Raw genomic sequence first — 24,493 nt, forward strand, 5'->3', positions numbered from 1 at the left:
GATTGAACAGATGTTTGAATGACATTTGTTCAATCTTTTTTCTCTTATAGATCTTTATTACCTAAGCTTCTTTTAAAAATTTTTCAATGATTGAAATTTGCTCATTTGTATTTAATGCAGGTGCATGACCAACTTTTGGAATTGTTTCCATTTGAAACTTCTGAGTTTCTTTCATTTTTATTGCTACATCAAGTGGCAAGACGTCTGAAACTTCTCCTCGGATAAGTAAAATCTTGGATCTAATAGCCTCCCAGTAATTCCACAAAGTTAAATCTTCAGTATGCTGAAATTGTAATGCAATTTTAGGATCATAATCCGGACCAATTCCCCCCTCATCTCTTCTACGGCAAGAATTTTGCGTAAAGTCATTCCATTGTTCCTCGCTCGAAACGCCGAATGAATGATAAATTAGCTTATAGTAATTCTTCAATTCAGTAAATGTTTTAAATTGAGGTGGTGTACCAACATAACTAATAATTCTCTTAATTCCTTCAATATCTTGAGGCTGGTTTTCTGAAGCACCTGCCCCAATATCATTTAATACTAAATGAGAAATACGACTTAGATGTTTTTGTGTACCTGCAAGTCGCATTCCAATTGCTCCACCCATCGATGTCCCTATCCAACGAACTTTTTCAATTTCTAAACGATCTAATAAACCAACCGCAATATTTACATAGTTTTCAAAACAGTAATCCTGCTCAGGAGACGAACTCCACTGACTTAATCCACGTCCAATCGTATCTGGGCAAATCACATGATAATCCTTAGCTAAATGACGCGCTAAAATATCAAAATCCCTACCATTTCTAGTTAAACCATGCCAACACACAACTGTTGGATTTTTTCTTTCGCCCCACTCTGTAAAATGAAGCTCCATTCCATTAATCGATTCAAACCGAGACTCAGGATAAAATATTTCAATCACTCCATTCAGTTTAATGTCCACCTTATCTAATATTCGATTTTTATAAAAATATCCCTATTAAATTGAGATGAAAAGATAGCTGCTGTTTTGAAAGCCAAAATCAAGAAATCACTTCTTATTTATTTGAATAATAGTAAGGACAGGTACATAACAATCATGAATATTAAAACTGAAAATAGAATGGAGACAAGAATAATAGAATTATTTGTAGGTACAAATATTCCATTTTGAATTTCTTTTCTCTTCTTACTATATTGGATGGTTGCCAATACTCCTGTAAAAAAACCAACAACACATGCGTAAATACCAAGAAAAATGGCTAACGTATTGATGAACTGGTCGTTACTAATCTTAATTGTAAAATGTAGTGAGGTTGTTACGAATCCTACACCAGTGATCGAAATTGCAGTTCGCAACCATGCCAAATAGGTTCTTTCATTTGCTAGATGTTGTTGTGCATATTTAGCACTTTCATCAGATATTTTTTTTTGTTTATTTAAGGATTCCATTATTAAATTACTCCCTACTTTTAAGACGTCAATACCGTGATAAACTGGCAAAACCCTATGTCTTTAAATTACTTTACACTCTCTAAGTTAATTTAACGTAAAGTTCAGCTTACGATTATATGAAAGTTGGGAATAGGAATCTTCTTTAATCGGTAAATTAGAAATGCCCTAAAAAGTAACTTCTTTTTAGGGCATTTTGTTTCCTATACTTGTTCAGATTTTATTGATCTCGACATAAGAAACTGTAAGTAATCCACACCTTCTGTCGTTATCTTTGTACCTGCTCTACCTCTACCTTTTGTTATAAACCCTTCTGATTCCAAATGATCTAGACGAAGTCTAATTTGTTGAGTTGTTAAAAAAATGCCAGATTCTTTACTACTATTTGAAATAAATTCTCGACTTGCGGACTTACCTAAATCATTACACTGTTTTATTGCTTCTAAAATAATAAGATGTTCTTTCATATCAAGCACACTAGTCGGCATATGCATATTTTCTAGATGAGTTGATTGGTTTAAATCTGAAATAAGATTGTCTGGAAAATCATTTTTACTAATAATATGTCCATCACAAACTGTCAGCATATAGTCGATTACGCCTTTTAATTCTCGAACATTCCCTAGCCAATCACGTAGCATTAAGTCTTCTATTACATCATTCTCCATTGGAACCCACTTACCACTTTTCGTAATAAAATGTTTTGTTAATAATGGTATATCAGTTCTTCGTGAACGTAATGGGGGAATAAACAGACTTAACACATTAAGTCGGTAAAATAAATCAGACCGAAATGAACCTTCTAAAATTTTTTGATGAATTTTCTTATTAGTAGCCGCTATCACTCGAACATTAATAGGAATAATTTTACTTCCACCTATTCTACGAATTTCCTGTTCCTGTAGAACCCTTAATAAATGTGACTGAACATTTAAACTAATATCTCCGATTTCATCTAAGAAAATCGTACCTCCATCTGCCATTTCAAAAAGTCCTTTTTTCCCACCCTTTTTAGCTCCTGTGAAAGTACCTTCTTCATAACCAAACAATTCGCTCTCTAATAAACTCTCCGTAAAAGCACTACAATTTACTGCCAAAAATGGTCCAGTCTTTCTAAAAGAGTGTTGATGTATAGAATGTGCAAAAAGCTCTTTTCCCGTCCCTGTTTCACCTTGAATTAAGATGGGGTGTTCAGCAAGTGCAAGCTTTTTCGCTATTGTCTTACATTTAAGAATCGACTGATGTTCACCGATAATATCATCAAAATTATATCTAGCATAAAATCCCTGGTTCCTAAACTCTCTTTGTGCCGTTTTTTCGATTTCGAATGCTTGATTTACACTTTTAAAAGTTGCTACAACTTTACTCTCTTCTTTAATAAAAAATCGGTAGATAACAATATCAACGTTATTTATTGTAAAGAACTTACTTTCTTCCTTACCATTTATGATAAATTCTTTAATTTTTTGCTGCGAAATAACTTGATCAATCTTCTGTCCTACTGCGTTTTCAGTTGATATTTGATAAAGTGCTGCTAACCGATCATTAAACACTGTGATTTTAGAATATTTATCAATTGCTAAAATACCATCATCAACTGCATCAACGACATTTTGAATATGCTCATTTACTTTTTTTGCTTCGTGCTCCGCATATATGAGCTTTCTTTGCAATTCAATAATATTTCGGATGTATTTCTCTGAAATTAAAGAAGCGATTGTTTTATCAAGATGACAGTGTTCAACAATTTGCAAGATAGTCGTCATGTCAAAAAGACGTACGCCAATATCGATTACTTCATTTATATGATGTGGACATAGATGAGTTTCACCCGGAGAAATAGCTATATTTATGTCAGGATAATATACTTGATCTAATTTGTAAGGAAAATAGTCCAAGTGATCGATTCCCAATTGATACAAAGACTGAATCAGCTCAATTGTTGAATTATAATCATCATTAACTACTAGTACTTTTGTTTCTCTATTAATCCTTAAGAGCTTGTCTAAGTTATTATGATTAGGTGTTCTTTTTCCAACCAATATATACTTTGCATTCATATGAACCATTTTTTCTGACTCAAATTTCGCCTCATTTGATGAATATAGAATAATATCGTCCTTTAGATCAAACTCAATTCCTTCTTCAATTGAAAAACTTTTTATTGATATATAGTCTCCTAGTAAATGTGAAAGTTGACTATACAATGCCTGCTTTGTTTTTACACTTCCTGTTATTAATGTTAGAGACATTTTCACAGTGCAACACCCAACCTATCTTAAGTAATTGGGTATATTATAACACCAAAAGAACCAAAAACACCCAAATAAAATCAATAATAAATTATATCACCTTATATAGTAGCCTTTTTAAATTTGGCACACTATTTGCTTAATATGAGAATGAAGTCGTCATTAATAAATTGGGTTTTATCAAGGAGGAAAGGGGTCGCTTTACTAGTTTCATATTTTCTTATTAAAAGTTTAGTACTTAAAAGAAGGAATTTATTAACTAATTCTATTTTAATAAAAGGAGAAAATAGATGAATCAACTACAATCACAGGAAATTATGCCTAAAACTACAGCTAAAAAAGAAAGAACAACCAATGTTTTTGCATTATTACTTATCATTTTAGTAGTCGCGACTGTCCTTACTCATTTTTTACCTTCAGGTGAATATGCACGAATTAATCAGGCTGGACATACTACAGTGGACCCAAATTCTTTTAAATGGATTAAGGCTACACCAGTTAGTTTTTTTGAAATGACAAAAGCAATTCATTTAGGTATGGTAGAAGCCGCAAATATCATCTTTTTTATCTTAATTATTGGCGGATTTTTTGGAGTATTAAATGCGACCGGAACAGTTGAAGTATTAATTTCGACAATGGCTAAAAAGTTAGCTTCTCGTGAAAAGCTGTTAATCCCGATTATGATGTTTTTCTTTGCAATGGGAGGTTCTTTAATGGGGATGGCTGAAGAAACATTAGCCTATATTCCATTATTAATTCCACTAGCACTCGCGTTAGGTTTTGACACAATTACGGGAACGGCAATTGTATTAGTTGGTGCTTCTTCGGGTTTTACAACAGCTATAATGAATCCTTTTACAGTTGGAATTGCACAAGGGATAGCTGAACTACCTACATTTTCAGGAATAGGATTTCGACTAATATTATTTGTGATTGTATATCTTGTTTCAGTTATATTCGTTTATCGTTATGCAATGAAAGTTTTGAAAAATCCTTCCATAGGCATTTACGGAAAGTACTCATCGGAGCAAACAAATGTGATTTTAACATCTAAAGAAAAGCTCACTTCAAGACATAAACTAATTTTTATAACTTTTCTTATCAACTATATCGTACTAGCTTTTGGCGTAATAAAGTATCAATGGTATATTACAGAAATTGCTTCGTTGTTTATTCTTCTAACTGTTGCAATTGGAATAATTGGAAAATTATCTATTGATCATATCGTTAAATCATTTACTCAAGGTTCTGCTTCATTAATAAACGGCGCGCTCATTATCGGCGTTTCACGTGCTATTGTAGTAGTTTTAAATCAAGGTCATATCGTTGATCCAATGCTTCATGAAGTTTCAGAAGCAATTAAGCATATTCCTTCTTCCTTAAGTGTTATTGGAATGTATAACTTCCAAGCTGCTATTCATTTTATATTAGCCTCTGGGAGTGGACATGCAATGTTAACAATGCCGATTATGGCACCTTTAGCTGACTTATTAGACATTACACGTCAAACAGCTGTATTATCTTTCTCATTTGCAGATGGAGTTGGAAACATTATTTTCCCAACAGCAGGTACATTAATGGCAGGGTTGGCAATTGCAGGGATCCCTTGGACAAAATGGGCTAAATGGATTTTCCCGCTAGTATTGGTTCAATATTGTATTGGTTTATTAGCAGTACTTGTCGCTCACTTTATTCATTACGGCCCATTTTAGAAATCAATTATAATTACTTACTATATTAGGAGGAAAACAAGTTGTTAACTTTAATAAAAAACGGTCAAGTATACACACCACATTCGATTGGTCGCAAGGACATACTAATTGCGGGTGGAAAAATTATTTTAATTGCGGACCTTATTCCATTACCTCCTGACTCCTACCATTGCAAGATAATAGATGCTACCAACAATATCGTAGTACCAGGCTTTATTGATTCACATGTTCATATTATTGGTGGTGGAGGAGAAGGTGGATTCAAAACTCGCACACCAGAACTAATGTTAACCTCCGCAACTACTGCTGGTGTCACTACTTTAGTTGGTTTACTAGGTACAGATGGGACAACAAGAAGAATGGAAAGTCTTCTTGCAAAGGCAAGAGGTTTAGAAGAGGAAGGAATTACATGTTATATTCATACGGGTTCTTATCATGTCCCCGTAAAAACATTAACGACTAAAATTGAAGATGACATTATATTAATAGATAAAATAATTGGTGTCGGTGAGATCGCTATTTCAGACCATCGTTCTTCAGAACCTACATTTGAAGAATTGGTGAAAATCGCAACTGCCGCACGAAATGGCGGTATTTTGTCCGGTAAGGCTGGCGTATTGGAAATTCATGTGGGTGATGGTTTAGAAAAACTTTCTCTATTACATGAAATAATTGATAAAACAAATATTCCAATTCGTCATTTCCATCCTACACATATTAATCGTAATGAAGAGTTATTTAATGCAGGAATTCAATACGCTCTAAAAGGTGGATATGTAGATTTTACAACGAGTACAATCCCTCAGTTTTTAGAGGAAGGTGAAGTCAAATGTAGCAAAGGGTTGCGAATGATGCTCGAGCATGGTGTACCTATTGGAAACATTACCTTTTCATCCGATGCACAGGCAAGTCTTCCTTTTTTTGATAAGAATGGTGGGTTTGTCGGACTTCAAGTCGGAAAGATGGAGTCTCTTTTCCAAGAAGTAAAAGATGCAGTATTAAAGGAAGCTATTCCATTAGAAACAGCTATTCAAGTTATCACATCCAATCCTGCACAAGTACTAAAGCTGCCTCAAAAAGGTTGTTTACAAGTAGGTAAAGATGCAGATCTCGTATTATTACAACAAGATAATTTGGAAATTGAAACAGTTTTTGCAAATGGCAATATAATGGTAGAAAAAGGAATTCCGATCGTAAAAGGAACATTCGAGTGAAAGAAATTCTTTAATTTTTACTTAATGACAAAAACCAGAAAGACTCCTCTTCAAAGTTTTTCTGGTTTTTCATGATTATATAAACCTACGAAGTATAAACAAAAGTAAAAACGGCAGAAAGACGGAGTATATCCTTCTTTCTGACCGTTCAAGCTAACTATTTTTCTGTTTGCTGAAATTCAGTTTGAACCTTTTCTAAAAGATTTTTATCGGTAATTAATCGATAGCCTGTTAGAGCCAATGCTTTTGCACCCGTTACTAGAGCATGATCACCTTGTAGGGATCCAGCAGCTTCACGGAATTCATTCGTATGAGCAATTAAATTATCAGGTCCAATTTTAATATATGCATGAGAAGTCGGAACAACATGGCTTACATTACCAGCATCAGTAGATCCAAGCCCACCGCTTTTACCATTCACTTCTTCACCCAATAAGCTTAGTTCTTCTCCTACAATCTCATCAAGAGAACGATTGATAATAAAATCATGTACTTCATTTTGGAATCTTTCAATTTTCACAGTACTACCAGTTGCAAGTGCTGCTCCCTCGGCAATATTACGAATCTTAGTAGATACTTCCTCCGTACTCTTCCATGTACTAGCACGGATGAAAAATCTCGCTGAAGCGTACTCTGGAATAATATTTGGTGCATCGCCTCCATGAGTGATAATTCCGTGGATGCGAACATCACTAGAAAGTTGCTGACGAAGGGCATTAATTCCATTGAATAACTGGATTACTGCATCTAAGGCATTAATTCCATGTTCTGGTGACCCAGCAGCATGAGCTGCTCTTCCATAGAAATGGAAGTCTAATGGATCTACAGCCAGAGTTGGACTCGACAAACCTGTTTTACCACTTGGATGGAGCATAAGAGCTGCATCAACACCTTCTAGTAATCCATTTTTAACGAAACTACCTTTTGCACTTCCGTTTGGTCCACCCTCTTCTGCAGGTGTTCCAAATATAACAACTTCTCCTCCGGTCTCAGAAATGACTTCAGCAAGAGCGATGCCTGCAGCCACACTCGTTGTCCCGATAATATTATGTCCGCATGCATGACCAAGACCAGGTAGTGCATCGTATTCTGCTAAAAATGCGATGGTTGGGCCTTGCTTAGATGATGTTTTCCTTGCTACAAAGCCTGTTTCATGTCCCGCAATATTACGTGTTACATCGAAACCAGCTTTTGCTAAAATTTTAGTAAGTGTTTCTGATGCAAAAAATTCTTGATTGCCAATTTCAGGTTTTTCATGAATTTGGTGACTAATTTCAAGATAGATATCCTTCGATTCCTCAATACTTTTCACAATATATTCTCTTTGCGTTTCAATTTGGACTGTCATATAAACGATCTCCCTTCTATTAAATAAGCATGAACTAACTTTATAGATTTTTAATTTTATCAATCGAAGTGACTACCGGAACCGTTGCGCCTTTGTCACGTTTAATAATGTAATCATGAACTTCTTTTGATTGGTAAGCCTTCACAATCTTTGCAAAGTCCTTGTCATTTTTATTCTTCGTGCGGGATGCAATAACATTAATATAAGGCATAGCAGCTTTATCATTTGGATCTTCTTTATAAAGCGGATCCTTTGCAGGGTCTAAGCCCGCTTGCACAGCGAATCCATTATTAATGATAGCTGCTGCAACATCATCCAATGATCTAGCTGTTTGCCCAGCAGCAATAGGTTTAATTTTTAGATGCTTAGGATTTTCTTTAATTTGTTCAATACTTCCTTTAGGATCAAAATTATCTACTAAACTAATTAACTTTGAAGATTGTAATAGTTTAAGTGCACGGCCTGCGTTCGTAACATCATTTGGTATAGTAATAGTTGCTCCATCTGGAATTTCACTTAGTTTTTTAAATTTATGTGAATAAATCCCCATTGGCGCAATCACCGTCGAGCCAATCGCAGAAATATCTAAATTATGATCGCCCTTAAATTGGTTCATATAGGTAATCGTTTGAAAAGAATTTAAATCAAGGCTACCGTCATTAAGTGCTGTGTTAGGCTGAACATAATCTGAAAATGAAATGATCTTCAATTTAATACCGTCATTTTTTACTTGTTTTTGGACAATATTCCAAAGTTCATAGTCATCACCGTTAATACCAATCTTAATCGTTCTCTCTTTTCCGTTACCTGCTGACTCTTTAGAACCACATGCTGATAATACAGAAACCGTTAATAATAATGCTGCAAAAATAGTAAAAAACTTTTTCATCCTCTTTTCCTCCTTACATATCTTGACCAAGTATTTCCTAAACTTTGTATGATTTGAACAATAACTACTAGTAATACAACTGTAATGATAATAACCAAGGTTTCAAAGCGCTGATAACCATATGTAATAGCTAAGTCACCTAAACCACCAGCACCAACTGCACCAGCTGCTGCAGTCGATCCAATCAATCCAATCGTTGCTGTTGTAAATGAAAGAATTAATGATGGGATCGCCTCAGGCAAAATAAACTTCACGATAATTTGAAACTTTGTCGCACCCATTGAATAGGCTGTTTCCAGCACTCCCTTATCCACTTCTAGCATTGAGTTTTCAATCAATCTCGCTAAATAAGGCCCTACAAAGATCGATAAAGGAACAATTGCTGCAACTACGCCAATGGACGTCCCCGTTAGTAATCTAGTAAACGGAATAATGGCAACTAGCAAAATAATAAATGGTACGGATCGTACTATATTAATAATCGTATTTAACAACGTAAATAATGGTTTGTTTTCCATAATATGACCTGGCCTTGTTACAACAAGAGTAATCCCTAAAGGCAATCCTATGATTGTGCCAAAAATGAATGACCCCAGTACAGTTAGAAATGTATCTTGAGTTGCCTGTAGAAACTGAGGCCAAAAGAATTCCCAATTAAGCTCCACTTAACTCTACCTCCCTTACATCTATCCCTTTTTCGGAAATAAATTTAATAGCTCTTTCACTTTCCTCTTTTGTTCCTTCTAGTGCTACAAGTAAATTCCCATAAGGTCTTTCTTGTAGCTCTGTAATTGATCCATAAAGAATGTTTAAATGAATATCGAATTTTTTAAGAACCTCTGATAATAATGGATTACCAGCTTTATCACCTAGGAAGACTAATTGATAATATTTCCCTTTTGATAATGATTTCGATAACTTAGACGGTACCTCATTTTGTAATACAGTATTAACGAAATTCCGTGTAATACTTTTTTGTGGATTCGTAAACACGTCATAAACGTTTCCTTCTTCTACAATTTCTCCATTATCAATGACAGCCACTTTATCACATAAATCTCGAATCACACTCATTTCGTGAGTAATAAGGAAAATTGTAAGATTATAAGATTTATTTACTTTTCTTAAAAGCTCCAAAACATTCTTTGTTGTTTCAGGGTCTAATGCAGATGTTGCTTCATCGCATAGCAGAAGATCTGGGTCTGTTACTAGTGCCCTTGCTATTCCCACTCTTTGCTTTTGTCCCCCCGATAAATGTCCCGGAAATACATCCTGTTTCCCTGAAAGTCCAACAAAATCGATTAATTCCATAACCTTATCCTGAACATCCCGCTTCTTTTTTCCTTCAAGGTAAAGCGGCATTGCTATATTATCAAATACCGTTTTGGCTGAAAGTAGATTAAAGTGTTGGAATACGACACCAATTTTTCTACGTGTCTTACGCAACTCTTCATCATTTAATGTCATCAGGTTCAAACCATCAATCAAAACTGATCCTTCTGTTGGTTCTTCAAGTCTATTTAAACAACGAATCAGTGTACTTTTTCCTGCCCCTGAAAAGCCAATGATTCCATAGATCTCCCCTTTCTCAATTTTCATATTAATATTATTTAGAGCTTTAATTGGTGGTCTTCCAGGATAAACCTTGGAGACATTTTTAATCTCAATCAAATTCCTTCCTCCAATGCAATTTATTCTAATCAACATAACTTAGTAAACATATTTGAAAACTTGGTTTTATAACTATATTTCTCCTTTTTTCTCCTATGGGAACCCATCAAAAAACCCCCCTTCTTATCCAACAACACAGATAAGAAGAGGGGTTAAAATATATAAGCCACTTTACTTCTTATCTTTCAAATCGCTTGAACGATTTGCAGGAATTAGCACGGTATTTGTTACGAAATAACAAACCCGTTGCCGAGGTATCGCAGGGCCAGTCCCTCCACCTCTCTGGATAAGTAATAGAATTTATTAAGTTTTTGAATTATTGAGTTTATGTTATCCCTCTTTTTATAATACGTCAAGAATTATTTTGAATTTTTTTTAAAAAAAATAAAATTACTTTCCCTCACAATGTTTGATAAAGGTAATAGGTCCTTCATATTCAAATCAAAAAAACCTATTTAATATACTATTTGAAATAGGTAGAAATACTTATTTTTTTGCGTTTGTATAAGTATTTCATTCAGGAGATAAACAAAAAAGCAGACAAGTCTCTTCGATAAAAGACAACCTGTCTGCTTAATTGAATTGTTCTTACCATAATGTAGGCTTTACTACCATAAACCAAAGCATAACCATTAAAAGAGCGATGTAAATCCAGATTGAACGACGAAGTAAGTAAATCAATCTTCCCTTGTCTTGGCCTGGTTCGCTGAACTTCCGAATGGTCGGTGAAAAGGCTCTAGCAAGAAAAAATAATGAACTCACCAAAAGAAGAATAGTCATCACAATCCAAGATGTCTTCCATGACCAAGAGCCTGCTAGTACTAACAAGACTCCTGAAGCAACCAGTACATGCCCGGCATGTTTAGCCAATCTCACTGCAGAACGGAAAACATCCAGATAGCTCTGCTGGATCGTGGACTCCGAAGTACGCAGCTTTTTAAGTATCGGAATCAATACAAAAAAAGGGCCAATGGATAAAATTACACTAGCAATATGTATATAAAGAAGCAATCTATACAGCATAAATATTAATCTTGGATGAGACGAAACTCATGAACCCATACCCTCATTTTTGGCAACCAAGGCATTCCAGGGTGGATTGACAGGATCGATTGCTTATATTCTTCTACTGTCGTATAGCCTTCCTGCTTAGCATTTTCATCTGTCAATTCACCTAAAGCTTGCGAATAAACTCGTTCAACAACATACTGGCGATTTTGAAGGGTCATCACTTCCCCAACATCTGCGTATCTCCCATTGCGGCGAGTAGCCGTTTTTTGCCCTGACAATACTTTTTCGATATCCTCTTGAAGCGTAATAAGGCGTTCAATCGTACATGTTTTTGGCGGTAAAGCGTTAGTTTCATTCTGATTAGTCATATAATCCATTCTCCATTTCAATTTTTAATGTAAAGGCTTTAAAAAAAGACGATAGTTCTATTTTAATTAAATTAATACATAATTAGCAAATTTTATTTTTTTAGGTTATTAAATTTTAAATTACCTTGCAGTAAATCGTTGTAATGATGACAGACCTGATTAGGGAGGTAACAGACGCCGTAAAAATGATGGGATTATACTTAAACTTTAGTACTATAGTTTTAGAATATTTGAGAGCTCAATTTTGGACTAGCATTCTTTAAAAAATTGCAAAACAAAAGCTGATAACATCCTGAACTAACGATAGTTTTTGAATTTTGTTACGTACTAGTTACTAACATTTTATAAAGACTTCTCTAGTCTCAGGAGAGTAACAATTAACTCGTTTAATTCTTCTACATTTGAAAGTAAAGAGAGAGTGTTTTTAGAACACTCCCTCTTTTCCTAGCTTCGATGTTCAACTAAGTCAATCGCCCCTAAGACAATATGGGCTAAACCAAAGCCAAAAACAGTATTAGCAATCATTTTGTTTGTACCACGTTTTTGCTTGAGAGCATAACCAGTAGCAGTAACAGCGGAACCTAAAACCGTTGGAATTAAACCTTCACGAATATTCATAATAAGTTTCCCTCCACATCGAAGTATCTGGTGATAATTCACCATATTTCTATTATTAACATTTGAGCTTCTACTATGTATATTTCACCTACCGCAAGTCAAATTCATCCTTTATTTGTATTTTACTTAATTTTATTTTCATTATTAATTGGGATAATTCCATACTTTTTGCAAAAAAAAAAACATAGACTCGTATTTTTACGAAGTTTACGTTTCTTTATAAACACAGTAATTAAGCTACAACATTTTCTGTTAAGAATTTAATTGAATATTATCATCATAGCTTTACGAAAATATTTGAAATTTCAGCTATTTTTTCATATTGCTCAGTTTCTTTGTAGTGGTCGTATAGTTCCTTAGCGTATTTGTTAGTCCACAATGTAAAATTCATCGACTGAAAATATGGAAGAGCATCTTCCTCTATGTATTTGAAGTATTTTTCTATATCATCTTCAAGACGATACATTAGTATTTTAAAATCTTTTTGGTGTAAAAGATTGTCCAATTTTTTCGCCGTTGAAAAACCTTGTAGTGCTATTTTTAATAATTCTGCTTTCTTCATTAGTTTGCCTTCTATACAAATCACTAAATAATTACGAAGTTGTCTAAGGTATTGTATTGATTTCTTATCAACTATATCCAATATCTCTTTCATTATTTCCTGCGCTTGGCTGTAATTTTTTCTAGTAAAGAAAAAGTTAGACAGGTTACCGAGAAGACTAATCTTTTTATCTGTGGCATTCAGCAAATCGCTTAAGTGGATCAGACTAAAATAAGATTCCACAATCTCCTCGGAATTGACATGCTGATCGTTCTGAATTTGAGCAATCATTAAAGCCTCAGCTTCAAGAATCATGACAAAGTTATTCGTTTCCTTGAAATGTGCTAACGCTTTTTCAGCATATACATATGCCATTGTTCTATTTTGAACTAAGTGATATGCTTCCGCCAAATTGAAAAAATACTCGGGATTGTTATAGTGATCTGTATTAATTTGCTTCAAGATGTTTAAGGCTAAATTTTTATCTTTTGAATTTGACGTATCATAGACTGAGGCATAATATATCCCCCATACATGAAATTTTAAGTTTTCTTCATAAATTGGAAGAGCTGGAAATTCCTTTTCAACCCTTTGCAAAATTATATATGATTTTTTAAATTCTTTCTTTAAAATATAATATCTTGCCATTAATAATTGATATAATGGAGCGAACTCAGTTGTTTCTAAAAATGGATTTTTTTTCAATTCTTTTTTTAGATTTTCAACATCCTTCATATTTTGCATAGTGATGGCCTTTTGCCATCGATGAAGTAAATTCTCTGTGCTTTTAAATAGATTGATTTCGTTATAAATATCTATGTTCAGCCGATTCGATAGTAATTCAACAATCTCTGAAGAATAAATCGTTTGACCGAGTTCGATTTTACTTAAATATGCTAATGTACAAATCCCCTTTCCTAATTGCTCTAGTGTTAAACCCGCTTTTTGCCGATAAAATCTTATAATTTTACCCTCTATCATTAAACTTCTCCCTTATGTCTTTCTATTAATTTACTGAATTTTCATTTATTATTAATATTATTTTAATTTAAATTTTAATATTTGAAAATGATAAAACCAGACATTTAATTTTTAAAAATAAGACGTTCATCCAGCTATCAAAACTGTTCTTAATTTTTTTTGTGAAATAAGATTTTCTATCGACTAAAATAAAAAACACTTCCAAAAAGTAACTGCTTGTAATCAGCACACTAATGGAAGTGTTTTACTATTTTTTTAATATAACTTTAAACGATAGAATAATAGTTAGGATTTCATAAATACTTCTTAAATGATATTATTTTAGTTATTGTTTTCATCTGTATCGTCATAATATGTTGAACCACCTTGTTGAGCATTAAATGTCCAATTTACTTTTAAGCTGTCCCCTTGAAAATGATTTTGATCTTGTCCATTATCGACAAATTCAAATAATACAAAGATTTTTTCTTTATCTCCTGCAATAATGCCATCCGGTTTAGGAGCAGTCAATGTATCTATTTGAGTTACATCAGGTTGCTGATTTTGTAAATCATATAGTGTTGTTTCAATAATCGGGCTAGTCGCACTACTTGTATTGTACATGATTGTAACTTTAATATGTTTCGCAAGATCGTCACCATTATTATTTGAGTTGGTATCTTCAACAGTATATTTAGTATTTAATAATACTTTACTAATGTCTAATGAACCGTTGTTCTCAAGAGTAAATTCGCGATAAACCTCATCACCTGGTTTAATGTTACTAATATTTACTACCGTGCTAGGGTTAATACCTAAATCTAAAGTACCAGCAGCAAACGTATTCTGCGTTTCAACTGAATCACTAAAATAAGCAAATGTCCCTCCTCCAATTAAAGATAAACCTAATGCAGCACTCATTACTCCTTGACTTACTTTCTTCGTAAAACTCATTCTAACTTCCCCCTTAGGTAAAATAAAATATATTAAACTCATATGTATTCGCTGTTTTATACATAGGAGATCTAACCAAACCTATTAACCTTGCACAATCTCTAACTCTTTTTTTGCACTAATAATTGAATATAAGGACGAAATAATTAGTAATATACCTGGTATGATCAGTAAAAGAGATGATCCAATTTTTGAATTCGCATAGTTCATTACGTAGCCTAAATATGGAATCGTAAAACCGGTGTATTTTCCTATAACATCTCCTTGTGAGATTACCCATAAATCTGGGCCATTGTTATGATCCCCCTTTGTTCTATAAGTAATTTCTCCATTTTCTTTTTTAACTTCGATAATTCTATGAGTTACCAACCTATCTTTTGTATGAAAAGTAATAATGTCATTCTTTTGATAAGTGGAATTGTTTGTTTTTAGTTTTATTTGTATGATTGAACCCGTTTGAAAGATAGGCTCCATTGACCCCGATAATACTGCTTTCACCTGATACCCTCTAATAGTAGGCTCTTGGCCAGTGATCTTAGAAGAAAGAACGATAAACGCCATAATACATACGATTATTAAAAAAATTAGTTTAATTGTATTGCTTAAAAAGCTTACTAGTTTCTTCATAATTTTTTAACACCTGCTCGACTTATTTTATATTTATAGCTTAACTACCGATCTAAACGCTAATAGAATCAGTTTTTCATAAAGAAAATATGCCTAACTATTTATTTCCCTTAGTCGTTTCTTCTAGTTTATTAATCTGTAAAGAAACTGAAGATCGAACAGCTTCTATTTTTTGAAAATCAACTTCAGATTGCACTTCTTTTACAATGTTAAGTACGTTTTGATAACCTTCACTTACGTAAGTGTATGTCTGTACGTCTGCTCCCTTTTGACTTTTTATTTGTTGATAACTTGTAGATAATTCCTTTTTAATATTTTGTAAAGCTTCTAATTGAAGTCTTATCTCCAGTTCGTTCTCTTTAATTCCGGCAAGCTTCTCATGTAGCTCCTGCAATGAGACAACTGAAGATTGTGAAATAATTGATTTATAATTTTTATTGATCGTATCTGCAATATTCTTTGCGCGATTTTCTAATTCCTTAATACTTGATGGAAAAACGATAGCTGTTGAAATAGTCACAGGAGATGGTGAAAATTGACTAGAAAATGATGCTTCTGTTACACCTACAATTTGAACTCCCGCATAAAAAGAAATACAAATTAGACTCGGAAATAAAATAATTTTTTGAATTGAGTTCCTCATTCGTTCTCCCCTCTTTGTGAAATGCCTTAATTGATTTTTATTATACAGAACTTTCAAAAAATTAAAATTGGGATAATTCCATCGAAAAATCACCATGAATTTTATCATTATTTGTCGAATTTGAAAGAAATATTAAAGAATTGCATGGAAATTATCCACAAATGAAATTGTGAAAAAAGAATTGATTTTAGTTTAAATATTTTTAATAATGGAAATTGTTTCAACATTCTAAATAAGAGGTGGGTTAAGTGAAAAAGAAAAATTTGAAGAAAAGGAATAAACAGATTGCTATTCCTGCAGTGTTATCTTTATCAGTTGTGTTAGGTGGAGTATTACCAACTGTAACGACTTTTGGAGTTAGATCCGCAAGCGCAGCAACTGTTACTGATGTAGTAAATAAGAATGAGGTTGTAAAGAACTACCTTAATTCAAAAGTAGAAAACCAGCTCACAAAATTAGTTAATATTGGAGAGCAATTTAAAATTGTGAGCGAACAAACAGATTCTTCAACTGGTACTTATCATGTACGCACAGTTGAGCAGTACAAAGGAATTCCAATTTATGGATCTGGACAAACTGTTGCTTTAGATGCAAATAATAATGTTTACGCTTCTATCGGCAAAGTTACTCAAAATCTATCGAGATCACTAATTCCAACTGAGGCATCTATTTCAAAAGAGGATGCAATAGAGATTGCCAAAGAAGACGTTGAATCAAAAATTGGTATAGTGAAAAATTATGACGGAATTGACTCTCAATTAACAATCTATCCATTTAAAGGTAAATATCATTTAGTCTATCTAGTAAAAGCATCTACTTCAGTTCCGGCACCTGGATACTTCCACTATTTTGTGGATGCAATTAGTGGAGAAGTAATTGATCAGTACGATGCACTAGATGAAATTGACCCGACTTCTCTTTCTCCAGTAACTGCTAGAGGGTTAGATTTACATGGAACAATGCAGTCATTCAATGCTGGTAAGGATCTTTCAACCGGGACTACCTATTTATATGGCGGTTCAACTTACTCTTCTACAGTTGTGCCAATCGCTACTTACTCAGCTCGTCGTATGGAGGAATTTGCTTTCCAACTTGGTGGTATCTTTGGATTCACAGGTTACGAAATCTCAACAAAAAGCCCGACTAATACTTTCACTGATCCTGCTGCAGTATCTGCAATATACAACTCAGATAAAGTAAACAGATACTATCAATCAGTTCATAAACGTAATAGTTTAGATAATAACGGGATGACATTAGTTAACACAGTTCATGTTGGTGTAAAATGGAATAACGCTGCTTGGAATGGAAGACAAATGGTTTATGGTGATGGAGATGGTATTAAATTCAGCTCACTAGCTGGTGGCCTAGATGTGGCTGGTCATGAAATGACTCACGGTGTCGTTGAACACACTGCCGATTTAATTTACAAGGGTGAATCTGGAGCAATTAATGAATCTTTAGCGGATGTTTTAGGTAATTTTGCTCAAATAACAGCTACAGGTGTAACTGAATGGGAACTTGGGGAAGACATCACGACACCTAACATACCTGGTGACGGTGGGCTTCGTTCAATGAGCAATCCAGCTGCAAAAACTACTAGCTATATGCCGTCAGGTCACTATCCTGATACATATCAAGGTCGTTATTTAGGTACTGATGATAATGGAGGCGTACACATAAATAGTGGTATTAATAATAAAGCTGCTTACTTATTGACTCAAGGTGGTACAAATAATGGTATTACAATAAAAGGAATGGGTAAATTAAAAGCAGAAAAAGTCTACTACCGTGCGTTAACTCTTTACTTGACTTCATCTTCTGGATTTAAGGAAATGAGAGAAGCTGCGATTCAAGCTGCTCGTGATTTGTATCCAGATAAAAATGGTGCTCCTTCAGCTGAAACACAAGCTGTTATGGATGCATATACTTCTGTTGGAGTATACTAAATTAAAGAAACCATGAACAAAATTTTGTTCATGGTTTTTTACAAATAAATTATGTAATTAAATTTACTTAACTATTAGCTAGTTTAGATCAATAAAACAACTAATCATGTACCGATTTCATTCAATTTTTTTAATGCCTCTGCGACTTCTTTTCTTAATTGCCCTTCTGAAATTTCAAATGACGTTTCTTCACCTGGCTGACATTCATGCCAATAACAATCTGCTGATTCAAAAACATCATTTAATATTTTAAATATATTTTTATTAATTTTATTATTTGCCTCTTTAAACATTTGGAAATAAGATGTCTGGAATTCATCAGCAGAAGCTTTTCTGCTTAAAAAATCTTCTATAATTTTTTTATATTTACATACGATCATTTACGCTTACCTTTCAATAAATAAATTAATAAAATCGCTTTGAATTATTTTCACCTAAAATCCGTTTCTCGTAAACTGCCCATAAGAAGAGCAACAAACTAAATAAAAAAGCCAATAAAAAAACAGAAAAACTCCCATAAAAGTTTTTCTGTTTTTACCGTTAGACCTTATTCAACTAATCCATGATTTAATAATCGTAAACCAAATTTTTAAAGCGGTAAAACCAATTAAGACAGCCAAAATTCCTCGTAAAACCTGAGTTTTTGTTTTTTTGCCTATTTTTGCACCTAGTGGTGAAGCGATTAAACTCGCAATTACAACTATAATAGAAGGCAAAATTTCAACTTGACCTGTAGAGATTTTCCCGATTGTTACGCCTATTGAAGAGATAAATGTAATGGCTAATGATGAAGCGATTGTTACACGAGTTGGTATTTTTAAGATTGTTAACATAATTGGTACTAATAGAAATGCCCCTCCAGCTCCAACAATCCCTGCACTAGTTCCTACGAAAAACGCCAAGCCTGCCGCAAGCCATATATTAATTGAAATCTGACTATCTGTTGACATCTCGATCTCTTTTCTAGGAATAAACATTAAAACGACCGCAATCATTGCTAAAATACCGTAAACAAGATTAATTCCATGTTCTGAAAGTAGATTTGAACCGAATCCACCAAGAAAACTTCCGATTAAGACGCTTATTCCCATACTTAATATTACTTTTTTGTTTAAATAGCCACTTTTACGATAGCTTAATACTCCACCTAAAGTCGCAAATACTACTTGGATAGCACTTATACCTGAAACTTGATGTGGAGTGAAGGCTGCAAATCCTAATAATGGAGGAATAAATAATAGCATTGGATAATTTATAATCGCTCCACCTATTCCTACCATACCTGAAATAAAGGACCCAAGAAAACCAACTAAGAAAAGTACTAAAATTAAGGTCCATTCCACATTACGTCCCCCTATATTTGAAACTATGAATCTATTAGCTTAACCTTTTTTAATCCAAAATTTTAAAACATTGTCTTCTTCTGTATAATTTAATAATTCGTGTCCACCCGATTTAGCCCAAGCTGCAAGGTCATTTTTAGCACCTTTATCAGTGACATGAATTTCTAGTACTTCGCCTGCTTCAATCTCTGCAATTGCTTTTCTTGTTTTTACAATTGGAATTGGACAAGCTAAGCCTTTTGCATCTAATAATTTTGTAGCTTCCATTTAAATTTCCTCCTAATTCATTATCTTACTGCACAGCGATTTGGACCAATTTCCATTTCTCTCTGCTTTTCTTCATTTAAATTAATTTTCCCCATATTTACTTCACGGATTTCTTGATATGAGTTTGGTTGTGGTGGTAAGTTCTCAGTTACTAATTTTCTAAATTCACTTTCACTCTCAATATTCAATCCATGATTCTGATCAAATAAATATCCAAGTTTTTTATGAATACTACCGTTTTCGTTCAATTCACTAATCATCATAAAATGTGATGGGAGCACGATTAATTCAAGCGATAAATTTCTGTATTTATTGTAAAGGGTTTCTCGTAAGTCCCCTACCCAATCCTCTGCCATTCCAGCTAGATCAGGTCTTCCAATTGAATCGATAAATAAAATATCTCCAGAAAGTAAAAACTTTTCATCAATAACAAATGAAGTCGATCCGATCGTATGACCAGGTGAGTACAAAGCCTTAATGCTGATTGCTGTCTCACCAATGATTACTTTATTTCCATCTTCTAATGGACTAAACTTATAAGTAACCTCAGTTGCATCCATTGGAGGTAACCAGTATGTTGCACCAGTTGCCTCAGCAATTTTTCTTCCACCAGAAATATGGTCTGCATGAAGGTGAGTATCAAATACATGTGTAATTTTTGCGCTCTTCGTATTTGCAAAATCAATATAGAAATCCGTCATTCGAGTCGAATCAATAATAGCAGCCTCATCATTTGAGATAATCATGTATGATAAACATCCTTTACCGATTCTGACAAATTGATAAAGCTCTCCACCATTTTTCAAATCAGCAATTTTTACTGGTTCTAGATGTTCACTCCACTCTTTCATTCCGCCTTTAAAGTAAGCTACATCTAATCCCTCGTCTGAAAGCATCTCTGCAATCATAATGGAAGATCCTTCTTTAGCACACACAACTAAAACTTCTGTACTTGTAGGAATCTTATCTAAAATATCTTCAACCCCATCAAGTAAAACAAAATAAGGTATATTTAAATAGTCAAAATTTGAACCTGCTATTTTCCAATCGTTATAATCATCAGTATTTCGAACATCTAATATAAATAGCTCTTCTTTATCAAATATTTTTTTTGTAATCTCTTTTGCAGACATTGATTTGACTGCCATTTTTATACCCCCAATAGTATATTTTTTTCAAAAAAAATTATGCTTTTATGCTCGTTGTTTCCCCAGACCATTCCGTCATTCCAGGTATGACATTAAACACATTCATAAAACCGCTCGAAACCAATAATTGAGCAGCAAGATCACTGCGGTTTCCAGTTCTGCAAACGATATATATTTCGTCATCTTTATTTAATTCTGACAAACGACTCTCTAATTCTCCTAAAGGGATCGATATCGCATTTGGTATATGATTAAATACATACTCTGCTTCTTCTCTTACATCTAAAACGATTGCCTTTTCATTTTGTAGTTTTTGGCTTAATTCATCGTTCGTAATGACATTTTCAAATCTCTTTTCAATAGTATTTTCATCTGAAGATTTTCTTATATAATGTAGTAGTACTTCTCCATTTTCGATTGTTCCTAAGTATTGATTTCCCGTGCTTTCCGCCCAAGCTTTAATATCTGCTTTAGAACCTTTATCAGTCGCTTGAACTTCGATTACTTGGCCATTCCCTAATTCCTTCATTGCTTTTCTAGTCTTTACAATCGGCATAGGACATGCTAATCCTTTTGCATCTAATTTCATGTTAGTTTTAATGAAATCCATATTATGACCTCCGCACTTAGAATACCACTTGGGGTATCTATTTAATAAAAAAAATTATTGTACGTTACCTTCCCAAGAAAGCATTCCGCCTACCATGTTTTTAACGTTATACCCATGAGATTGAAGGAATTCCGTTGCGCGGCCACTTCTAGCACCTGAACGACATACCATAATATATTCTTTTGATTTATCTAATTCTTGTAATCGAAATTCGATTAATCCAAGTGGAATATGAATAGCTTCTTTGATTTTTCCAGCAGCAACTTCATCTACTTCACGGACATCAATAATATTTACTTCTTTTCCAGTTTTTAAATGATTTTCAAGCTCAATCGCAGTAATTTCATTCATGTTATTCAAATCCTTTCAAATTAAATGAATAAATTAACCTTACCTTCTTCTGCCTCACCAATATAAGCTGCAACACCTGCATACTGTATATTTTCTAATAACTCTTCTTCTTTTAGACCTAACAAATCCATTGTCATTGTACACGCTACTAAATTTATATCTTGTTCTTGGGCCATTTCAATTAATTGTGGCAAAGGTAGTGCATTATGTTTCTTAATAATGTCTTTAATCATTTTTGATCCAAAACCAGCAAAATTCATTTTGGAAAGTCCCATTTTATCAGCGCCTCTAGGCATCATCTTTCCAAACATCTTTTCAATAAAACCTTTTTTAGTTACTACATGCTCACCTTTTCGTAAAGCATTTAATCCCCAAAATGTATGAAAAATAGTTACTTCATGATCAAAAGCTGCTGCACCGTTCGCAATAATGTAGGCCGCCATTGCTTTATCATAATCACCACTAAATAAAATGATATTAGTTTTCTTAGTTGTCATATTCTTCTCCTTATCGTTCTTTATACCCACTAGGGTATACAACAAAACAAAAAATATATTCTATCTATACTATTACCCCTATGGGTATATGATATTAAAAATAAAAAATGGTGTCAAACTATATATTATCTACTTTTTACAAGTAAATTTACTGCTTCCTTCACTAAATCTTCAGCATCTTGCCCGTTTTCATTCGCATTTTGGACACAATCAACTAAGTTTGAGCTTACTACTACGCCAATCGTACGATCTAAAGCTGATTTAACTGCTGATAATTGTATAATGACGTCTTTACAGTTTTTCTCATCTTCCATCATTTTTAAAATTCCACGAATTTGCCCTTCAATTCGCTTTACTCTATTTTTTACTGGATCATTATATTTCATTAAATCACCCCTAACTTATAGAACCAGTTAAGCAAACCAATTATTTGAATAAATGTGTAATATTCTTACTTGTAATATATACCCCTAAGGGTATAATGTCAACCAACTAATTTTTATAAATGAGTTAAAAGTAGATTATCAACAAAAAAAGATCACAATAAAGTGATCACTTATAACAGGTTACTTTGAAATTTTATGATTTTACTTTCATTTCGATCTCAAAGTAAGTTCCTACTTCCATAACTGCTTCGTCTTTATAGATAAAGTCATTTTTTTCTGTTAAATAAATATAATCTTTAGACCATTCTTCAATGTTTTGAATAATCTCTTTTAGCGCATTAGTGAATATGAATACTTCTTCATTCGTCGTCGTTGGATGAACACTCATACGAATCCAACCAGGCTTTACGCTAATATTGCCATTATCAATTTCATCTGTAATCGCTTTAGACATTTCTCTTGTAATATTGAGTAGCATATGCCCATAAGTACCCGCACATGAACAACCACCTCGTACTTGAATTCCGTACCGATCATTTAATAATCTAACTACTAAATTATGATGAATATCTTTTAAATAAAAAGAATAAAAACCTAATCTTGAACTATTTGAATCTTCAAGTAACACTACATTTTCAATTGTTCTAAGTTCATCTAATACGATGTGTGCTAACTCTTCTTCTCGATTTAGTATATTCATTGTACCCATTGTATCTTTTACTTTAATTGCGAGTGCTGTTCTAATTGTTTGCAGAAACCCTGGAGTACCTCCATCTTCTCTTTCACGAATATTGTTAATATATTTTTTCTCCCCCCATGGATTTGTCCATTCAACCGTTCCTCCGCCTGGATGATCAGGAATTTTATTTTGATACATTGAAGAGTCGAATATCAAAACTCCACTACTACCAGGTCCTCCTAAAAACTTGTGTGGAGAAAACAGAATTGCATCAAGTTTTTCCATCGGATCACTAGGATGCATATCAATATCAACATAAGGCGCAGAAGCTGAGAAATCGACAAAACAAACGCCATTATATTCATGCATTAGTCTAGCTAGCTTATGATAAGGTGTAATTAATCCAGATACATTCGAACAAGCACTGAAGGACCCAATTAGTTTTCGTTTATTTTTATAAAACTCAAGTCGATTTCTTAAATACTCTATATCGACTACATTATTAGCACAGTTCGGTACAACTTCTACATCACAAATCGTCTCTAACCACGAAGTATGATTGCTATGATGCTCCATGCTTGTGATAAAAACAACCGGTCTTTCTTCCTCAGGTAAACTTAATCGGAAGTGGAAATTTTCATGTATTTTTAGCCCTAAAATACGTTGAAACTTATTCATTACGCCAGTCATTCCTGATCCATCAGTTATGATTGTATCAGAAGCGCTTGCATTTACATGTTCCTTTATGATTTTTAATGCCTCATGATAACAATTCGTCATCGTACTTCCAGTTATATTTGATTCCGTATGCGTATTTGCAACATACGGACCAAAAGTTGAAAGTAATTTTTCTTCAACCGGTCCATATAGCCTACCACTTGCAGCCCAATCTAAGTAGATAATTTTCTTTTCACCAAATGGCGATAAGAATGTTTTTTCATTTCCAATAATCTCTTTTCTAAATTGTGAAAAATACTTTTCTAAATTCAATTTTATCGCTCCTAATGAGAATATGTTT

At 33.5% G+C, this 24,493-nt stretch carries 26 protein-coding genes and 1 riboswitch; of the genes, 3 read left to right on the forward strand and 23 right to left on the reverse strand.

Annotated features, from left to right (window positions below; translation table 11 throughout):
- Positions 1-61 precede the first annotated feature (61 nt).
- The 3 genes from B6K90_RS18610 to B6K90_RS18620 all read right to left on the reverse strand — a co-directional run bounded on the left by B6K90_RS18610 (position 62) and on the right by B6K90_RS18620 (position 3,689).
- Entirely contained in the window at positions 62-928 is an 867-nt protein-coding gene (locus B6K90_RS18610; protein WP_088014269.1) for an alpha/beta fold hydrolase, read from the reverse strand.
- 119 nt (positions 929-1,047) lie between these two features.
- Positions 1,048-1,437 carry a YidH family protein gene (locus tag B6K90_RS18615; RefSeq protein WP_088014270.1) on the reverse strand — a complete coding sequence of 130 codons (390 nt, stop codon included), beginning with the start codon at positions 1,435-1,437 and terminating at the stop codon, positions 1,048-1,050.
- A 203-nt stretch (positions 1,438-1,640) separates the two neighbouring features.
- A complete protein-coding gene (locus B6K90_RS18620) occupies positions 1,641-3,689 on the reverse strand; it encodes a sigma-54 interaction domain-containing protein (protein ID WP_088014355.1) in 2,049 nt (682 codons plus the stop codon).
- A 290-nt stretch (positions 3,690-3,979) separates the two neighbouring features.
- Between B6K90_RS18620 and B6K90_RS18625 the strand changes: the two genes are divergently transcribed.
- Both B6K90_RS18625 and iadA read left to right on the forward strand, forming a co-directional pair.
- Positions 3,980-5,401 (forward strand): YfcC family protein, encoded by a 1,422-nt coding sequence (locus B6K90_RS18625; protein WP_088014271.1) that lies wholly within the window; start codon positions 3,980-3,982, stop codon positions 5,399-5,401.
- Between the two features lie 41 nt (positions 5,402-5,442).
- Complete coding sequence (gene iadA / locus B6K90_RS18630; RefSeq protein WP_088014272.1) at positions 5,443-6,615, forward strand: beta-aspartyl-peptidase; 1,173 nt, start codon at positions 5,443-5,445, stop codon at positions 6,613-6,615.
- 157 nt (positions 6,616-6,772) lie between these two features.
- Here iadA and B6K90_RS18635 read toward each other — a convergent pair whose 3' ends face one another.
- The 11 genes from B6K90_RS18635 to B6K90_RS18685 all read right to left on the reverse strand — a co-directional run bounded on the left by B6K90_RS18635 (position 6,773) and on the right by B6K90_RS18685 (position 16,245).
- A complete protein-coding gene (locus tag B6K90_RS18635; RefSeq protein ID WP_088014273.1) occupies positions 6,773-7,963 on the reverse strand; it encodes a M20 family metallopeptidase in 1,191 nt (396 codons plus the stop codon).
- Between the two features lie 40 nt (positions 7,964-8,003).
- Positions 8,004-8,852, reverse strand: coding sequence for a MetQ/NlpA family ABC transporter substrate-binding protein (locus B6K90_RS18640; RefSeq protein WP_088014274.1), 849 nt, complete (start codon positions 8,850-8,852; stop codon positions 8,004-8,006).
- Positions 8,849-9,517 carry a methionine ABC transporter permease gene (locus tag B6K90_RS18645; RefSeq protein ID WP_088014275.1) on the reverse strand — a complete coding sequence of 223 codons (669 nt, stop codon included), beginning with the start codon at positions 9,515-9,517 and terminating at the stop codon, positions 8,849-8,851. The genes B6K90_RS18640 and B6K90_RS18645 overlap by 4 nt, the downstream gene beginning before the upstream one ends.
- Positions 9,507-10,523, reverse strand: coding sequence for a methionine ABC transporter ATP-binding protein (locus B6K90_RS18650; RefSeq protein ID WP_088014276.1), 1,017 nt, complete (start codon positions 10,521-10,523; stop codon positions 9,507-9,509). The genes B6K90_RS18645 and B6K90_RS18650 overlap by 11 nt, the downstream gene beginning before the upstream one ends.
- 175 nt (positions 10,524-10,698) lie before the next feature.
- Positions 10,699-10,816, reverse strand: a riboswitch (SAM riboswitch).
- Positions 10,817-11,111: 295 nt separating this feature from the next.
- A complete protein-coding gene (locus B6K90_RS18655) occupies positions 11,112-11,546 on the reverse strand; it encodes a hypothetical protein (RefSeq protein WP_088014277.1) in 435 nt (144 codons plus the stop codon).
- 5 nt (positions 11,547-11,551) lie between these two features.
- Complete coding sequence (locus B6K90_RS18660) at positions 11,552-11,902, reverse strand: ASCH domain-containing protein (protein ID WP_088014278.1); 351 nt, start codon at positions 11,900-11,902, stop codon at positions 11,552-11,554.
- A gap of 444 nt (positions 11,903-12,346) precedes the next feature.
- On the reverse strand, positions 12,347-12,520 hold the full coding sequence (locus B6K90_RS18665; protein WP_025671792.1) for a hypothetical protein: 174 nt from the start codon (positions 12,518-12,520) through the stop codon (positions 12,347-12,349).
- Between the two features lie 277 nt (positions 12,521-12,797).
- A complete protein-coding gene (locus tag B6K90_RS18670; protein WP_088014279.1) occupies positions 12,798-14,042 on the reverse strand; it encodes a helix-turn-helix domain-containing protein in 1,245 nt (414 codons plus the stop codon).
- A gap of 321 nt (positions 14,043-14,363) precedes the next feature.
- Positions 14,364-14,975: a TasA family protein gene (locus B6K90_RS18675; RefSeq protein WP_088014280.1), complete on the reverse strand. Its 612-nt coding sequence runs from the start codon at positions 14,973-14,975 to the stop codon at positions 14,364-14,366.
- Between the two features lie 84 nt (positions 14,976-15,059).
- Positions 15,060-15,602, reverse strand: coding sequence for a signal peptidase I SipW (gene sipW / locus B6K90_RS18680; RefSeq protein WP_088014281.1), 543 nt, complete (start codon positions 15,600-15,602; stop codon positions 15,060-15,062).
- A gap of 97 nt (positions 15,603-15,699) precedes the next feature.
- Positions 15,700-16,245 (reverse strand): DUF4047 domain-containing protein, encoded by a 546-nt coding sequence (locus tag B6K90_RS18685; RefSeq protein ID WP_167555428.1) that lies wholly within the window; start codon positions 16,243-16,245, stop codon positions 15,700-15,702.
- A gap of 248 nt (positions 16,246-16,493) precedes the next feature.
- On the opposite strand from B6K90_RS18685, the gene B6K90_RS18690 reads away from it, so the two are divergent.
- Positions 16,494-18,194 carry a M4 family metallopeptidase gene (locus B6K90_RS18690; RefSeq protein WP_088014283.1) on the forward strand — a complete coding sequence of 567 codons (1,701 nt, stop codon included), beginning with the start codon at positions 16,494-16,496 and terminating at the stop codon, positions 18,192-18,194.
- Between the two features lie 104 nt (positions 18,195-18,298).
- Here the strand turns inward: B6K90_RS18690 and B6K90_RS18695 are convergent, their stop codons facing one another.
- The 9 genes from B6K90_RS18695 to B6K90_RS18735 form a co-directional block, all read right to left on the reverse strand.
- Positions 18,299-18,574 (reverse strand): colicin immunity domain-containing protein, encoded by a 276-nt coding sequence (locus B6K90_RS18695; protein WP_088014284.1) that lies wholly within the window; start codon positions 18,572-18,574, stop codon positions 18,299-18,301.
- A 171-nt stretch (positions 18,575-18,745) separates the two neighbouring features.
- Complete coding sequence (locus B6K90_RS18700) at positions 18,746-19,537, reverse strand: sulfite exporter TauE/SafE family protein (protein ID WP_088014285.1); 792 nt, start codon at positions 19,535-19,537, stop codon at positions 18,746-18,748.
- A gap of 39 nt (positions 19,538-19,576) precedes the next feature.
- A complete protein-coding gene (locus tag B6K90_RS18705; RefSeq protein WP_088014286.1) occupies positions 19,577-19,804 on the reverse strand; it encodes a sulfurtransferase TusA family protein in 228 nt (75 codons plus the stop codon).
- 20 nt (positions 19,805-19,824) lie between these two features.
- Complete coding sequence (locus B6K90_RS18710; RefSeq protein ID WP_088014287.1) at positions 19,825-20,952, reverse strand: MBL fold metallo-hydrolase; 1,128 nt, start codon at positions 20,950-20,952, stop codon at positions 19,825-19,827.
- A 37-nt stretch (positions 20,953-20,989) separates the two neighbouring features.
- On the reverse strand, positions 20,990-21,562 hold the full coding sequence (locus B6K90_RS18715; protein WP_088014288.1) for a sulfurtransferase TusA family protein: 573 nt from the start codon (positions 21,560-21,562) through the stop codon (positions 20,990-20,992).
- Between the two features lie 54 nt (positions 21,563-21,616).
- The gene (locus B6K90_RS18720; RefSeq protein WP_088014289.1) at positions 21,617-21,913 is read right to left on the reverse strand and encodes a rhodanese-like domain-containing protein; all 297 of its coding nucleotides are present in this window, start codon (positions 21,911-21,913) and stop codon (positions 21,617-21,619) included.
- Positions 21,914-21,933: 20 nt separating this feature from the next.
- Positions 21,934-22,410 (reverse strand): DsrE/DsrF/DrsH-like family protein, encoded by a 477-nt coding sequence (locus tag B6K90_RS18725; protein ID WP_088014290.1) that lies wholly within the window; start codon positions 22,408-22,410, stop codon positions 21,934-21,936.
- Between the two features lie 125 nt (positions 22,411-22,535).
- Positions 22,536-22,796: a metal-sensitive transcriptional regulator gene (locus B6K90_RS18730; RefSeq protein ID WP_088014291.1), complete on the reverse strand. Its 261-nt coding sequence runs from the start codon at positions 22,794-22,796 to the stop codon at positions 22,536-22,538.
- 193 nt (positions 22,797-22,989) lie between these two features.
- Positions 22,990-24,465 carry an aminotransferase class V-fold PLP-dependent enzyme gene (locus B6K90_RS18735; RefSeq protein WP_088014292.1) on the reverse strand — a complete coding sequence of 492 codons (1,476 nt, stop codon included), beginning with the start codon at positions 24,463-24,465 and terminating at the stop codon, positions 22,990-22,992.
- Positions 24,466-24,493 lie beyond the last annotated feature (28 nt).

Origin of the sequence: Gottfriedia acidiceleris, assembly GCF_002128425.1 — a bacterium.
Lineage (GTDB): Bacteria > Bacillota > Bacilli > Bacillales > Bacillaceae_G > Gottfriedia > Gottfriedia acidiceleris.